Origin of the sequence: Xanthomonas boreopolis (assembly GCF_046529185.1) — a bacterium.
Lineage (GTDB): Bacteria > Pseudomonadota > Gammaproteobacteria > Xanthomonadales > Xanthomonadaceae > Pseudomonas_S > Pseudomonas_S boreopolis.
In genome coordinates this window covers 530,749-545,024 of sequence record NZ_CP097162.1, presented here as the reverse complement: position 1 = coordinate 545,024, position 14,276 = coordinate 530,749, and the positions used below count along the sequence as shown (strand labels likewise).

Here is a 14,276-nt window from a genome sequence, read left to right as displayed (position 1 = left end):
GGCCGGGGCCGGCGGGACCGCCGCGCGGTTGTCGGCATCGCCGATTTCGATATATCGTCCAGGCACCCGATACGACATATCGAAATGCGCCCGCCCAAGCTCCTCTCCGGCCTGTTGCACGCGCACCGCCAGGCGCATGCGCGCATGCGCGGCGGCCGCGCCCTCGCCCACGGCGACCTGCGCCTGCTGCTGCTGGCGCTGATCGAGCAGCAGCCGCGCCACGGCTACGAGCTGATCCGGCTGATCGCCGAAATGTTCGCCGGCGTCTACACGCCCAGCCCCGGCGCGGTCTATCCGACCCTGGCGCAGATGGAGCGCCATGGCTGGATCGAGGCCGACAGCGAGGACGGCCGCAAGCGCTACGCGATCACCGCGGCCGGCCGCACCCAGGCCGAGGCCGAGCGCGAGGCGATCGAGGCCGCGCTGATGCGCACCCATCGCAGCGCGCGCGAGATCGCCAAGGCCAACCTGCCGGCGCCGGTGCGCGATGCGCTGCGCCGGATCAAGCGCGGCCTGATCGCCCGCCACGGGCGCTGGGACGAAGCCGAGATCGCGCGCGTGGCGGCCCTGCTCGACCAGGCCGCCGACGGCATGGACGAACCGCGATGAACGAGCCGGCCCTGCGCGCCCTGCTGGCGGAGGCCGGCCTGCGCGTCACCCGGCCGCGCCTGGCGGTGCTGCAGGCGTTGGCCTCGCAAGCGCAGCCGGTCGATGCGATGTGGCTCCATCGGCGCCTGCGCGACCACGAGGCCCGGATCGGCCTGGGCACCGTCTACCGCGCCCTCCGCGACCTGGAACGGCTCGCGCTGGCGAGCGTGTCGGCGACGCCGCACGGCCGCCTGCGCTGGCGCCTGGCCGTGTCCCCTCCTTCCCTCCCCGCCTTGCCAGCCGACGCCAGCCTGCCGGGTTCCACCGCCGTGGCGGCACTGGCCGAACAGGCCGCGCGCCTCGGCTACCACCTGGTGCCGATGGCGCATGCCGCCGGCACCGTTCTCCCCCAGGAAACACCATGACGACCCACGACAACCGGCTGGTGCGCCACGAGATCCGGCGCCGCGACCTGCAGGTGCTGCGCACCGAGCAGGTCACCCCGCACATGCGCCGCATCGTGCTCGGCGGCGAGCAGCTGCAGGGCTTCCACAGCGCCGCGCCGGACGATCACATCAAGCTGTTCTTCCCCAACGCCGACGGCGAGATCGTCGTGCCGACGATGACGCCGCAGGGCCCGCGCCTGCCCGAGGGCGTGGCGCCCTCGCCGATGCGCGACTACACCCCGCGCCACCACGACGCCGGGGCCGGCGAGCTGGCGCTGGACTTCGTGCTGCACGGCGACGGCGTCGCTTCCGGGTGGGCCGCCAGCGCCCGGCCCGGCGACACCCTGACGATCGCCGGCCCGCGCGGCTCGTTCGTCGTCGCCGGCGACTACGACCAGTACGTCCTGATCGGCGACGAGACCGCGCTGCCGGCGATCGGCCGCTGGCTGGAGGAGATGCAGGAGGGCATGCAGGCCCAGGTCTTCATCGAGATCGCCGACGCTGGCGAGCGCCAGGATCTGGCGAGCGCCGCCGACGTACGCATCCACTGGCTGGAGCGCAACGGCGTGGACGCCGCCACCAGCACCTTGCTCGAGGACGTCCTGCGCGATTTCGAGCCGGACGACGGCGACACCTTCTACTGGATCGCCACCGAATCCCGGCGCACGCGCATGATGCGCAAGTTTGTCGAAGGCCACCTGCGGGTGGACCCGCACTCGATCCGCGCCACTGGCTATTGGAAGGCTGGACCGGACGAGGAAGAAGGCTGAGCGAGCGAGGCCCTTGCAGGAGCGGCATAAACTGCGATGGGCGTTATCGGCAAACCTCCGTCGCGGCCTGCTCGCAAGCAGTGGCGTTCTCCCCCGCCTGCGCGGGACACGGTGGAGGGATTGATGCGGGCGTGACGGCTGCAGCTAAGGCAACAACTGCAATTGCAGCTGTTGCTGTTGCTGTTGCTGTTGCTCGTGATTTTGCTTTGGATTGGGTAACGCCTCCTCGCGCGGCGGCGCGCCAACCTCCATGGCCTACGAATGTCACTGCGGCGCGGCCCCTCCGAAGCGGCGGAGACAATGGGAAACACCCGAAGGGCGGCGCACAGGGGCTCGCCGGAAAAGGCGAAGCACTGCTTCGCCCCGGCGGGCGGGCATTCGCCGCGCGGCGAATGCCCCGGACTCGGCCGCGTAGCGGACGAGTGCGCCGTTTTCGGCCGCGACAGGAGGTCGCGTCCGAAAATCCCATTGGCTCCGCGGACCCGCAGCGCAGCTGCGGGCGCGAAGGCGGGGTGTGCTTGATCAGCCATGACCAGCCATTCGGCTGTTGTGAAGCGCTTCGGCTGCTGTGAAGCGCTTCTTTGGGTTACCTTTCTTTACGCGGCACATCCCTGTGCCGCACCCTTCGGGCCGGCTTCGCCGTGCGGCGCCGCTCCTGCGGCGCGCGTGCACAAGCAAAGAAAAGTGACTCGCCAAAGGCGAAAGCTTTGGCCTTTATTGCCAAAGGCCCAAAGAACCAAAAGCAATGTCCCTGGATGATCAGCCGTTCGGCTGCTGAACAGCGCTTCCCACCTTCGCGGGAATGACGATAGAGAGATGGCGTGAAACGGTGAGATTACGTGGACTACATCTCACACACCTCCACGCCTCCACACCTTCCCGAATAACACCACCCCATGAACGAAGAAGGCCCGCCAAACGGCGGGCCTTCTCACATCGCAAAAGAACAGCAGCGACGCTTACTTCTTCTCTTCCGCCGCCGGAGCCGCCGCATCCGCGAGCGCACCCTCCGTCGTGATGCTCAACTGCACATCGTCGCTCACGTTCGGCGCGTAATTGCCCACGCCGAAATCGGTGCGCTTGATCGTGCCGGTGGCGCTGAAACCGATCGCCTGCTTCTTCAGCATCGGATGCTCGCCGGCGCCGTTCAGCGTCACGTCCAGCACGACCGGCTTGGTCTGGTCCTTGACGGTCAGGTCGCCGGTGACGCGCAGCTTGTTCGGCCCGGCCGACTCCACCTGCGTGCTCTTGAAGGTGGCGTTCGGGAACTTGGCCGCATCGAAGAAGTCCGCACCCTTCAGGTGCTCGTCCAGCTTGGGCACGAAGCTGTCGAGCGCGCTCAGCGGCAGGGTGACCTCGACGCTGGACTTGCTCACGTCGTCGGCGTCGTAGACCAGCTTGCCCTCGCTGATGCCGAAATGCGCGCTGGGCTTGGAGAAGCCGAAGTGGCTCCACTGCACCAGCACGTCGGTGTGGGTCGGATCGAGCGCGTAGGTGCCCGAGACCGCCTTGATCGCCTCGGCGGCAGGCGCTGCCGCGGCGGCGTCCGCGGCCGGGGCGGTGGCCGGCGCGGCGGCCTCGGCGGCGGCAGGCGCGTCCTGGGCCGGGGCGGCGGCCTGGTCGGCCGGCTTGGAGCAGGCGGCGATGGCCAGGGTCAGGGCCAGCGGGAGCAACAGCTTCTGCGCGGTGTTCATGCAGGTGGTTCTCCGGAAAGGGTGGGAAGCGAGGAACGGGGGACTACGGATGGACGAGGAACCGCGAAGGCGCCCGCATCACTCGATGCGGGCAGCCTCGTCGAAACCCAGGCGCGGCAGGCGCGGGTAGACACCGGCCGGATCACCATAGCCGAGGTTGACGAGGAAGTTGGACTTGATCGCCGTGCCGGCGAAGAACGCGGCATCGACCTTGGCGTTGTCGAAGCCGGACATCGGCCCGGCATCCAGGCCGAGCGCGCGCGCGGCCAGGATCAGGTAGGCGCCCTGCAGGGAGCCGTTGCGCAGCGCGGCCTCGTAGCGCTGTTCGCGCGGACCGTCGAACCAGCTCTTCGCATCGGCGTGCGGGAACAGGTACGGCAGCTTCTCGTGGAAATCCTGGTCGTAGCCGACGATCACCGTCACCGGCGCCGCCATGGTCTTGGCGTAGTTGCCCTCCGACAGCGCCGGCGCCAGCTTCTGCTTGGCTTCCCTCGACTTCACGAAGACGAAGCGCGCGGGGGTCATGTTGGCCGAGGTCGGCCCCCACTTCAGCAGCTCGTACAACGCATGCAGCTGGCTGTCCTCGACCGGCTTGTCGAGAAAGGCGTTCTGGGTACGGGCGGTACGGAACAACTGGTCCAGCGCGGCGGCGTCGAGCACGTCCGACATGAAGTCTCCTCGTGTATCGGGTGCGGAAGGCCTGTGCCGTCCGCAAAGAAGGGGCAGTGTAGAGTGGCAAGATTGCCATCACACACGCCCATGGCTGCAACAAATCTATGTCGGATGTGAAACGATCGGACGCCTGCTGGGCGGTCAGCGACGGACGCGCCGGCAACGCCCGCCAGGCCGCGGCGCTGGCGGCCGCGCTGCGGCCCGCGGCCTGGGACGCGGTCGAGCTGGCCCCGCGCGCGCCCTGGCGCTGGTGCGCGCCGCGGCGCCTGCCCGGCGACCGGGCTGCGTTCGGGCCGGGCTTCGCCGGGCGATTGCAGGCTCCGCCGGCGATCGCGATCGGCTGCGGCCGCCAGGCAGCGCTGGCGACCCGGCTGCTCCGGGCCCGCGGCAGCCAGGCAGTGCAGATCCTGGACCCGCGCCTGGCCCCGCGCCACTGGGACCTGGTGGTGGTACCGGAACACGACGCGCTGCGCGGCGGCAACGTACTGACCCTGCTCGGCAGCCTGCATCCGGTGGACGACCCCTGGCTCGCGGCCGGCCGCGCCGCCTTCCCCGCCCTCGGCGCCCTGCCCGGCCCGCGCGTGGCCCTGCTGGTCGGCGGACCGACCCGGCAGGTGCCGTGGACGGTCGCCGACCTGGCCGCGCTGCTGGACACGCTGCACGCCCTGCTCCGCGCCGGCGGCAGCGTGCTGGCGACGATCTCGCGCCGCACCCCGCCGGATGTCGCCCTGGCCCTGCAGGCCCGGCTGCGCGACCTGCCGGGCGTGCTCTGGCGCAACGAGGACGACGGCCCCAACCCCTACCCCGGCCTGCTCGGCTGGGCCGACGCGATCGCATGCACCGCCGATTCCAGCAACCTGCTGTCGGAAGCCTGCGCCACGAAGGCCCCGGTCGCCGTGGCCTTCGCCGGACGCGCGCAAGGACGCCTGCGCAACCTGATCGAGGCCTTGCAAGCGCGCGACCGGCTCGCCCCGCTGGAAACGCTGCTGGACACCGGCGAACGCATCCCCCTGCGCGAAACCGCCCGCATCGCGGCGCTGGTGCGGGAAAGATTGCTGGGGTAGTTGCGGGCAGGGAAGCGGTGCTCTTGGGACGGAATCGATGACCGGCTGCCGGTGGTTTTCCCTGGACGGGTCACATGCGCAGTAACTGCTATTGCTCTGGATTGGACAACGCTTCCTCGCGCAGCGGCGCGCCAACCTCTACGGCCTACGCGTGTCACTGCGGTGCGCGTCCTTCTTAATGGCGGAGACATGGGGAAACACCCGAAGGGCGGCGCACATGGGCTCGCCGGAAAAAGGCGAAGCACTGCCTCGTCTCGGCGGGCGGGCATTCGCCGCCCGGCGAATGCCCCGGGCTCGACCGCGCAGCGGTCGAATCGCGTCCGAAAATTCCATTGGCTCCGCGGACTCGCAGCGCAACTGCGGGCGCGCAGGCGGGGGTGCTTGATCAGCCGCTCGGCTGCTGCGAGCGCTTCCTCGGGCTACTTTTCTTTACGCGGCACATCCTTGTGCCGCGCCCTCAGGCGGCTTTGCCGTGCGGCGCACGTGCACAAGCAAAGAAAGGTAACTCGCCGCCAGGCGAAAGCTTCGCCTTTATTGCCAAATGCCCTGAAAGCCAGAAGCAAAGTCGAAGTCCCTGGATCTTCGATCCCCGGCCATCGGGCATAGCCCGGTGGCGCTCAGTACCGCGTGAGCCCGCGGCTCGCCAGCAGAGGCTCTTCGCCCCCGCTTTCGCGGGGCGGCGATAGCGAGATCGCGCGAACAGGGCGTACAGCATGGACGTCGCTGGCCCCCACCCACCCCAACAGCGATAATCCGCGCCCTTCCCCCCCTCCCCGCACCATGCCCCCCGGCCCCACTCCCACCTTCGCCTCGCCCACCATCCGCGCCCTGCTGCTCGCGATCCTCGCGATGGGCGCCGTGGTGCTGCTGTCGAACGTGCTCGTGCAGTACCCGATCAACGACTGGCTGACCTGGGGCGCCTTCACCTATCCCGCCGCATTCCTCGTCAGCGACGTGATCAACCTGCGCTTCGGCCCGCGCGTCGCGCGCCGCGTGGCCTGGTTCGGCTTCGTGGTCGCCGTGGTGCTGTCGATCTGGGCGGCGACGCCGCGCATCGCCGCCGCGTCGTGCAGCGCCTTCATCTGCTCGCAGCTGCTCGACATCGCGGTGTTCCATCGCCTGCGCGCGGGCAACTGGTGGCGTGCGCCGGCGGTGTCCACGCTGTGCAGCGCGACGCTTGACACGGCGATCTTCTGGTCGATCGCCTTCGCAGGCGCCGGCCTGCCGTGGATCAGCTGGGCCACCGGCGACCTGATGGTGAAGCTGGGCATGGGCCTGTTCCTGCTCGCGCCGTTCCGCGCGCTGCTGCGCCGGCGCGCATCGGCGCCTCCGCTGCCGTAGGAGCGGCCTTTGTGGGAGCGGCTTCAGCCGCGACGGGGCTTTTGCGCGAATCCCTCGCAAGAGCAGCGCACATCCATGTGCGCGGATTCAAAGGGAAAGCCCCGTCGCGGCTGAAGCCGCTCCCACAAAAGCCGCCCCTGCATTCGGCATGTCCGATTGTGCAGGTACTGCTCAGTCCTTGCCGGCCGGAAACGGCAGGTCCTGTGCCTGCGCGATGCCGGCGATCGTCCTGCGCGCCTGCGCGATCGCCACCGTGGGCGCGGTCAGGCGCGGGCGCCGGTCCAGCGTGCAGGCCAGGCCCGCATCGAGCAGTGCGGCGTGCGCGGCGTGCAGCGCCGCGGCGCGCTCTGCCGGCAGCCAGCCGGCGGCGGCGAGCGCGTCGATCAAGGCCGGCGTATCGCGCGGTTCGAGCAGCCCGGCGTGGCGGTGCGCTTCCAGCAGGACGCCGGCCTGCAGCACGAACTCCAGGTCGACCAATCCTCCCGCGCCCTGCTTGAGATCGAAGCGCGCCGCGTCGCTGCGGTCCAGCTCGGCGCGCATGCGCCCGCGCATCTTCACCACGTCCCCGCGCAGCGCGCCGGGCTCGCGCACGCGCGCCAGGATGTCGCCGCGCGCCTGCTCGAACGCCGCCAGCAACGCAGGGTCGCCGGCGACGCCGCGCGCGCGCACCAGCGCCTGGTGTTCCCACGTCCATGCCCGCTCGCGCTGGTACTCGCGATAGCTGGCCAGCGAGGACACCAACGCGCCCTTGCCGCCGTCCGGGCGCAGCCGCACGTCGATGTCGTACAGGCGGCCGGCGCCGGTCTCGGCGCCGAGCAGCGCCATCACCTTCTGCGCCAGGCGCGCGAACCAGCGGCCGGTCTCCAACGGGCGCGCGCCGTCGGAGGCCTCGACGCCGGCCGCGTGGTCGTACAGGAACACCAGGTCCAGGTCCGAGCCGAAACCCAGTTCGCTGCCGCCCAGGCTGCCGTAGCCGAGGATCGCGAACGCGCCGCCCGGCACCTCGCCGTGCATCTCGACCAGTTGGCGCCGCGCCATCGCCAGCACCGTGGCGACCACCGCATCGGCCAGCCACGCCAGCTGGCGCGTGCTGTCCAGGCCCGGCTGGCGGCCGTCGAGCGTGGCCAATGCGATGCGGAAGCTGAGCGCGAGCCGGCGCTCGTTGAGTTCGCGCAAAGCCGCCTCGGGATCGTCGATGGCGAGCGTTTCCGCGCACAGTGCGTGGATGGCCTGCGCCCCGGGTATCGGCCCGGAGATGCGCGTATCGAGCAGTTCGTCGAGCAGCAGCGGATAGGCCGCCAGGCGCTCGGACAGCAACGCGCTGCGCGAGAGCACGTCGACCAGCCGGGCCAGCGCGGTGGGCTGCTCGTCGAGCAGGGCCAGGTAGCTGGTCCGGCGCAGCACCGCTTGCAGCAGGCCGAGCACGCGCCGCAACGCGGCATCGGGTTGCGCCGAGTGCGCCACGGCGCCGAGCAGCGCCGGCATCACCCGGTCCAGGCGCGTGCGCGCGGCGTCGGACAGCGCGCGCACGCCTTGCGACTGCGCGAAGTCGCGCAGCGACTGGTCCGCGCCGGCGGCATCGGCGAAGCCGAGCGCCTGCAGCTGCGCGGCATCGCCGGCCTGCGCCAGGCCGCGCCAGTAGATCGCCAGCGCATCGGGTGCCGCGGAACGGCGGCGCGGCGCCAGCAGCTCGGCGAACTCCGCCGCCACCCGGTCGCGCTGCGCCTGCAACGCCGCGAACAGCGCGTCCCAGCCCGCGAATCCCAGGCCGCGTGCGATGCGTTCGCGATCCAGCGCGTCCACCGGCAAGGCATGCGTCTGCGCGTCGCGCAGCATCTGCAGGCGGTTCTCCACGCGCCGCAGGAAGCGGTAGGCCCCGGCCAGCGCCTCGCCCTCGGCCGGCTCGACCTGGCCCAGCGCGACCAAGGCCGCCAACGCCGGCAGCAGGCGCCGCTCGCGCAACGCCGGCTCGCGCCCGCCGCGGATCAGCTGCAAGGCCTGCACCAGGAACTCGATCTCGCGGATGCCGCCGGGCCCGCGCTTGATGTCGTCGAGCCGGTCGTGGCGCGCGACCTCGGCGGTGATCGCCGCCTTCATCTCGCGCAGGCCGTCGAGCGCGGTGAAATCGAGGTAACGGCGGTAGACGAACGGGCGCAGCGCCTGCAGCCACGCCTCGCCGGCCTCGACGTCGCCGGCCACTGCGCGCGCCTTGATCCAGGCATAGCGCTCCCAGTCGCGGCCCTCGCGCTGGAAGTACTGGTCCATCGCGGCGAACGACAGCGCCACGCGCCCGGCGCTGCCGAACGGGCGCAGGCGCAGGTCCACGCGGTGGCAGAACCCATCCACCGTGGTTTCGTCGAGCAGGCGCGCCAGTTGCTGGCCCAGCCGGGCGAAGTATTCCTCCGCGGCCAGCGGGCGCGCGCCGTCGGACTCGCCGCCTTGCGGATAGGCGTAGACCAGGTCGACGTCCGAGGAGAAGTTCAGTTCGCCGCCGCCGAGCTTGCCGAGCCCGAACACCACCAGCCGCTGCACGCTGCCGTCGGCGGCGACGACATGGCCATGGCGCTGCGCGAATTGCCGCTCCAGCGCGGCCAGCGCCAGTTGCAGGCAGTCCTCGGCCAGGCGCGTGGCGCCGGCCAGCGTGGCCTCGACCGTGTCCAGCCCGAGCACGTCGCGCCAGGCCAGCCGCGCCGATTCGGCGGTGCGATGGCGGCGCAACTGCGCCTGCCATTGCGCGGGTTGTTCGGGATCGAGCGCGGGCAGCGGCAACGGCGCCGGATCGGGACCGGCGAAGTGCGCCAGCAATGCGGGCTGCCTGGCCAGCGTATCGGCGACGAAATCGCTGGCGAGCACGACGCGGGCCAGGTCGTCGTCGAAGCCCGCGCGCGCGGGCCATTCGGCGGCGGCCTGGCGGATGCGGGCGCAGTGGCGATCGACGAGGGTTTGCAGGGAATCGGTTTCGAACGGCATGCGCGGATTCTGACATCCATGCGGGCCATCCCGGCCGATACAGGGCCGCATCCGCACAGCGACGTGCTGGCGCGGGCCGGACTGATGCGACCACCGGGCGGCCACGGGCCTCGGTGCTGAAAACTTCAGCAATCTGCGCGGGCCGCCGAGACGAAGCGGTGCCGGCACGCGTCCTTCACTCCGCGGCCGCGAGGCCAGGCCCACAGTGCAGGCCTAGCAGGCAACGAACGGGCAATAAAAAGCCCGCTTGCAGCGAACTGCCAGCGGGCCTTGCTCCCTCCCCCACGTCGGGATGCGGGGGCCATAGTGCGCACAAAAATTTCGGGATGCACGCTGCAGTGCAAAACAATACCGGCCGGTACATTTGGCCGGCCTTTGGCGCCTTCCCGGCGCCTGCCGCCGGACGCGTGCGGGACCGCCGCATCCGGTGGCGATGCACCCAACGCTCGCGAGGCGCCGAACGCGGCGCAGCCGCGACGCCTGCACATCGCTTTGCCGCACCGGCAATCCATGGCGGAAGCACACGTGCACGCGATCCGTTGCACGCGCCAATCGCGTGCGCGCATCGCCGCGTGCATGCAGCTCGATGTCCTTCGACGCGATGCGCCCACGGAGAGCGCGATGACGGGATCGATGCCTGCCGCGCGCCGAAGGCGCGGAGCGCAGACCATCGGCCACATCGCCGGACGCATCGCCATTCCACGAAGGTAGAAGCCTGCACGCGCGATGCGGGGGCGATAATGGCCACCCCCACGTTTTCCGCTGTCGCCATGTCCGACGAACGCATCCTCGATCCGCGCCTGCGTGATCGCATCGTCTCCGCCGAAGCCGCCGCCGCGTTGATCCAGCCTGGCGAAACCGTCGCCATGAGCGGCTTCACCGGTTCGGGCTACCCCAAGGCGGTGCCGATGGCGCTGGCACGGCGGATCGAGGCGGCGCACCAGGCCGGGCAGGCGTTCCAGATCAAGCTGATGACCGGCGCCTCGACCGCGCCGGAGCTGGACGGCGCGCTGGCCAAGGCCGAGGGCATCGCGATGAGGATGCCGTTCCAGAGCGACCCGGACGCGCGCAACCGCATCAACGCCGGCACGCTGGACTACATCGACATCCACCTCAGCCACGTCGCCCAGCACGTGTGGTTCGGCTTCTACGGCGAGATCGACACCGCGGTGGTGGAGGCCGCGGCGATCCGCGAGGACGGCACGCTGGTGCCTTCGACCTCGGTCGGCAACAACAAGACCTGGCTGGACCTGGCCAGGAAGGTGATCGTCGAGGTCAACAGCTGGCAGCCCGCCGCGATCGAGGGGATGCACGACATCTACTACGGCACCGCGCTGCCGCCGCACCGCAAGCCGATCCCCCTGGTGCGCGGCGACGACCGCATCGGCCAGGCCACCTTGCGCTGCGACCCGGACAAGATCGTCGCGGTGGTGCGCACGCACGGCCCGGACCGCAACAGCCCGTTCACGCCGGCCGACGAGACCAGCCGGCGGATCGCCGGGCACCTGATCGAGTTCCTCAAGCACGAGGTCGCCAAGGGCCGGCTGCCGGCCAACCTGCTGCCGCTGCAGTCTGGCGTGGGCAACATCCCCAACGCGGTGCTGGCCGGCCTGGCCGAGAGCGGCTTCCGCGACCTGGAGGCGTTCACCGAGGTCATCCAGGACGGCATGCTCGCCCTGCTCAAGTCCGGCGTGCTGCGCTATGCCTCGTGCACCGGCTTCGCGCTGAGCCCGGAGGCGAACGAGGCGTTCAAGCGCGACATCGACTTCTACCGCGAGCGCATCGTCATGCGCACGCAGGAGATCTCCAACCATCCCGAGCTGGTGCGGCGCCTGGGCTGCATCGGCATGAACGGCATGATCGAGGCCGACCTGTACGGCAACGTCAACTCCACCCACGTCATGGGCTCGCGGATCATGAACGGCATCGGAGGCTCGGGCGACTTCGCCCGCAACGGGTTCCTGTCGACCTTCCTGAGCCCGTCCACCGCCAAGAACGGCACCATCTCGGCGATCGTGCCGATGGTCAGCCACGTCGACCACACCGAGCATGACGTGTCGATCGTCGTCACCGAGCAGGGCCTGGCCGACCTGCGCGGGCTGCCGCCGAGGCGCCGCGCGCAGGTGGTGATCGACCGCTGCGCGCACCCGGACTACCGCGACGCGTTGCAGGACTACTTCGACCGCGCCTGCCGCGGCAGCTACGGCAAGCACACGCCGCACCTGTTGCCGGAGGCGCTGTCCTGGCACCAGCGCTGGCTCGACACCGGCACGATGCGCGGCTGAACGCGCGCCGGTTCCGCAGGCGGCGGCGGGCGCCTACAATTCGCCTGGAACGCAGGAGAGCGGAGCCGCCAGGCTCCCGCCGAAGGCGCAGGCTCCCATAATCGCTCAGGCCCGCCGGCCCCCGCCGGCATCCACTGCGTCCACCCACAGCCGATCTGGAGAGAGGCCTTCGATGGCCCGCCGAAGGGGCACGCGGCCACGCCGCCGAACTCTCAGGCAAAAGGACAGCGGGAGCGGCAACCGGTCACCCGAACGCGCCATGGCCGCCATGGCGCGTTCGCGCGTGCGCCGGTCCACGCCCCGACCGGAGCCTTTCGCATGTTGCTGCAGATCATCTACCTCATCGCCATCAGCGCCGAAGCCATGACCGGCGCGCTCGCCGCCGGGCGCCGGCGCATGGACCTGTTCGGCGTGGTCATCATCGCCTGCGTCACAGCGCTCGGCGGCGGCTCGCTGCGCGACGTGGTGCTGGGCCACTATCCGCTGGGCTGGGTGCGCCATCCCGAATACCTCGGCTTCACCATCGGCGCGGCGCTGGTGGCGACCTGGCTGGCGCGCTGGATGCACCATTTCCGCCGCACCTTCCTGGTCCTGGACGGGCTCGGGCTGGTCGCCTTCACCCTGATCGGCTGCGCGATCGCGCGCGGGGCCGGCCACCACCCTGCGATCGTGGTGATCGCCGGCCTGCTCACCGGCGCGTTCGGCGGCGTGCTGCGCGACGTGCTCTGCAACGAGGTGCCGCTGATCTTCCAGCGCGAGCTGTACGCGGGAGTGGCGCTGCTGACCGGCGCGGCCTACCTGCTGTTGCTGGCGGCCGGCCTGCCCGAGGCCACGACCACCCTGGCCTGCCTCGGCGGCGGCTTCCTGTTGCGGCTGGCGGCACTGCGGTTCGGCTGGGAGATGCCCAAGTTCGTCTATCGCGACGATCCGCACTGAGCGGCACCGGATGCCGGCGCCGCCCACCGGCCGGCAAAGCGCGGCCACATGCGGGGCGCAGCATCGATCCCGTCCGGCGATGACGGGTCCACTCTCTCCGCCTCCCGCCGCGCCGGACCGGACGGCCGTGTCCGCGCCGGGCAGGGACCCCCTGCCCGGCCCTTGGCGCCGGCTCAGGCCGCAGCGGACAGCGCGCGGCGGCGGCGGGCGCGCACCGCTTCGGCCAGCCGTTCCAGCACCTGCACCGAGGTGTCCCAGTCGATGCAGCCGTCGGTGATGCTCTGGCCGTAGGTCAGCGCACAGCCGGGGACCAGGTCCTGGCGGCCGCCGACCAGGTGGCTTTCCACCATCACGCCGATGATCGCGTCCTGGCCCTGCTCCAGCTGCCGGGCGATGTCCTCGACCACCTTGGGCTGGTTGTCCGGGTTCTTGCCGCTGTTGGCGTGGCTGGCATCGATCATCAGCCGCGCCGGCAGCCCGTTCTTCTGCAGTACCTGCGCGGCCGCGGCGACGCTGTCGGCATCGTAGTTCGGCTGCTTGCCGCCGCGCAGGATCACGTGGCAGTCCGGGTTGCCCTCGGTGGCCGCGACCGCGGTCTGCCCGTCCTTGGTCACGGCCAGGAAATGGTGCGGGTGCGAGGCCGCGCCCACCGCGTCCACCGAGATCTTCACGTCGCCGCCGGTGCCGTTCTTGAAGCCGACCGGGCACGACAGCCCGGAGGCCATCTCGCGGTGCACCTGGCTCTCGGTGGTGCGCGCGCCGATCGCGCCCCAGGCCACCAGGTCGGCGATGTACTGCGGCGAGATGATGTCGAGGAACTCCACGCCGGCCGGCAGGCCGAGGTGGTTGATGTCGCGCAGCAGGCCGCGCGCGAGGCGCAGGCCCTTGTTGATCTGGAAGCTGCCGTCGAGGTCGGGATCGTTGATCAGGCCCTTCCAGCCGATGGTGGTGCGCGGCTTCTCGAAGTACACGCGCATCACGATCTCCAGCGCGTCGCCGAGCGTTTCGCGCAGCGGGCGCAGGCGCTGGGCGTACTCCATCGCCGCGACCGGGTCGTGGATCGAGCACGGGCCGATCACCACGGCCAGGCGGTCGTCGCGGCCGTGCAGGATCTCGTGCAGCGCCGCGCGCGAGGCGGACACGGTCTGCGAGGCGCGCTCGTCGCAGGGCAGCAGGGACAGCAGCTGCGCCGGCGGCGTCAGCGGTTCGATCTTGCGGATGCGGAGGTCATCGGTATGTGGGGGCATGGCGTCTGGCTCGGTGAGGTTTGGCGGTGTGCCCCAGGGCGATGGCGGCAACAAAAAAGCCGCCAGTTGCGCTGGCGGCTTTCGGGATGCGTCTGAAGCTTCTTTCTTCAGGGTGAGCGCAATCCTTCCTCCGCCAGCGGCTTCGGAAAGTAGTACCAAAAGTAAAAGCGGGCACGGCTTGCGTTCATGGGATGTATTGATAGCACGGCTTTTTCGCCATTGCCACTGTTTCATCGGCAACGAAGGCCGCAGCCTGCCTGCAG

The 14,276-nt window shown here is 70.6% G+C and carries 11 protein-coding genes and 1 riboswitch; of the genes, 7 read left to right on the top strand and 4 right to left on the bottom strand.

What is annotated here, in order from left to right:
- The first annotated feature begins 84 nt into the window (after window positions 1–84).
- Genes M3M27_RS02430 through M3M27_RS02420 form a run of 3 tightly spaced genes read left to right on the top strand, consistent with a single transcriptional unit; the run spans window position 85 to window position 1,804 of the window.
- Window positions 85–609 (top strand): PadR family transcriptional regulator, encoded by a 525-nt coding sequence (locus M3M27_RS02430; protein WP_434027028.1) that lies wholly within the window; start codon window positions 85–87, stop codon window positions 607–609.
- A complete protein-coding gene (locus tag M3M27_RS02425; RefSeq protein ID WP_434027027.1) occupies window positions 606–1,013 on the top strand; it encodes a Fur family transcriptional regulator in 408 nt (135 codons plus the stop codon). Before M3M27_RS02430 ends, M3M27_RS02425 begins: the two co-directional genes overlap by 4 nt.
- A complete protein-coding gene (locus tag M3M27_RS02420) occupies window positions 1,010–1,804 on the top strand; it encodes a siderophore-interacting protein (RefSeq protein WP_434027025.1) in 795 nt (264 codons plus the stop codon). The genes M3M27_RS02425 and M3M27_RS02420 overlap by 4 nt, the downstream gene beginning before the upstream one ends.
- Before the next feature lie 959 nt (window positions 1,805–2,763).
- Here the strand turns inward: M3M27_RS02420 and M3M27_RS02415 are convergent.
- Together M3M27_RS02415 and M3M27_RS02410 are read right to left on the bottom strand one after the other, a co-directional pair.
- Window positions 2,764–3,498: a YceI family protein gene (locus M3M27_RS02415; protein WP_434027024.1), complete on the bottom strand. Its 735-nt coding sequence runs from the start codon at window positions 3,496–3,498 to the stop codon at window positions 2,764–2,766.
- A gap of 78 nt (window positions 3,499–3,576) precedes the next feature.
- Window positions 3,577–4,167: a malonic semialdehyde reductase gene (locus M3M27_RS02410; protein WP_140725653.1), complete on the bottom strand. Its 591-nt coding sequence runs from the start codon at window positions 4,165–4,167 to the stop codon at window positions 3,577–3,579.
- 116 nt (window positions 4,168–4,283) lie between these two features.
- Here M3M27_RS02410 and M3M27_RS02405 point away from each other — a divergent pair, with 116 nt between their 5' ends.
- A complete protein-coding gene (locus M3M27_RS02405; protein ID WP_434027023.1) occupies window positions 4,284–5,234 on the top strand; it encodes a mitochondrial fission ELM1 family protein in 951 nt (316 codons plus the stop codon).
- A gap of 780 nt (window positions 5,235–6,014) precedes the next feature.
- A complete protein-coding gene (locus M3M27_RS02400) occupies window positions 6,015–6,575 on the top strand; it encodes a queuosine precursor transporter (protein WP_434027022.1) in 561 nt (186 codons plus the stop codon).
- A 171-nt stretch (window positions 6,576–6,746) separates the two neighbouring features.
- Here the strand turns inward: M3M27_RS02400 and glnE are convergent, their stop codons facing one another.
- Window positions 6,747–9,545 carry a bifunctional [glutamate--ammonia ligase]-adenylyl-L-tyrosine phosphorylase/[glutamate--ammonia-ligase] adenylyltransferase gene (glnE, locus tag M3M27_RS02395; protein ID WP_434027021.1) on the bottom strand — a complete coding sequence of 933 codons (2,799 nt, stop codon included), beginning with the start codon at window positions 9,543–9,545 and terminating at the stop codon, window positions 6,747–6,749.
- A gap of 770 nt (window positions 9,546–10,315) precedes the next feature.
- On the opposite strand from glnE, the gene M3M27_RS02390 reads away from it, so the two are divergent.
- Together M3M27_RS02390 and M3M27_RS02385 are read left to right on the top strand one after the other, a co-directional pair.
- A complete protein-coding gene (locus tag M3M27_RS02390) occupies window positions 10,316–11,830 on the top strand; it encodes an acetyl-CoA hydrolase/transferase family protein (protein WP_140725640.1) in 1,515 nt (504 codons plus the stop codon).
- 145 nt (window positions 11,831–11,975) lie between these two features.
- A riboswitch (glycine riboswitch) is annotated at window positions 11,976–12,066 on the top strand.
- Between the two features lie 82 nt (window positions 12,067–12,148).
- Window positions 12,149–12,766 (top strand): trimeric intracellular cation channel family protein, encoded by a 618-nt coding sequence (locus tag M3M27_RS02385; RefSeq protein WP_140725637.1) that lies wholly within the window; start codon window positions 12,149–12,151, stop codon window positions 12,764–12,766.
- Between the two features lie 173 nt (window positions 12,767–12,939).
- Here M3M27_RS02385 and M3M27_RS02380 read toward each other — a convergent pair whose 3' ends face one another.
- Window positions 12,940–14,013 (bottom strand): 3-deoxy-7-phosphoheptulonate synthase, encoded by a 1,074-nt coding sequence (locus tag M3M27_RS02380; RefSeq protein ID WP_434027020.1) that lies wholly within the window; start codon window positions 14,011–14,013, stop codon window positions 12,940–12,942.
- Window positions 14,014–14,276 lie beyond the last annotated feature (263 nt).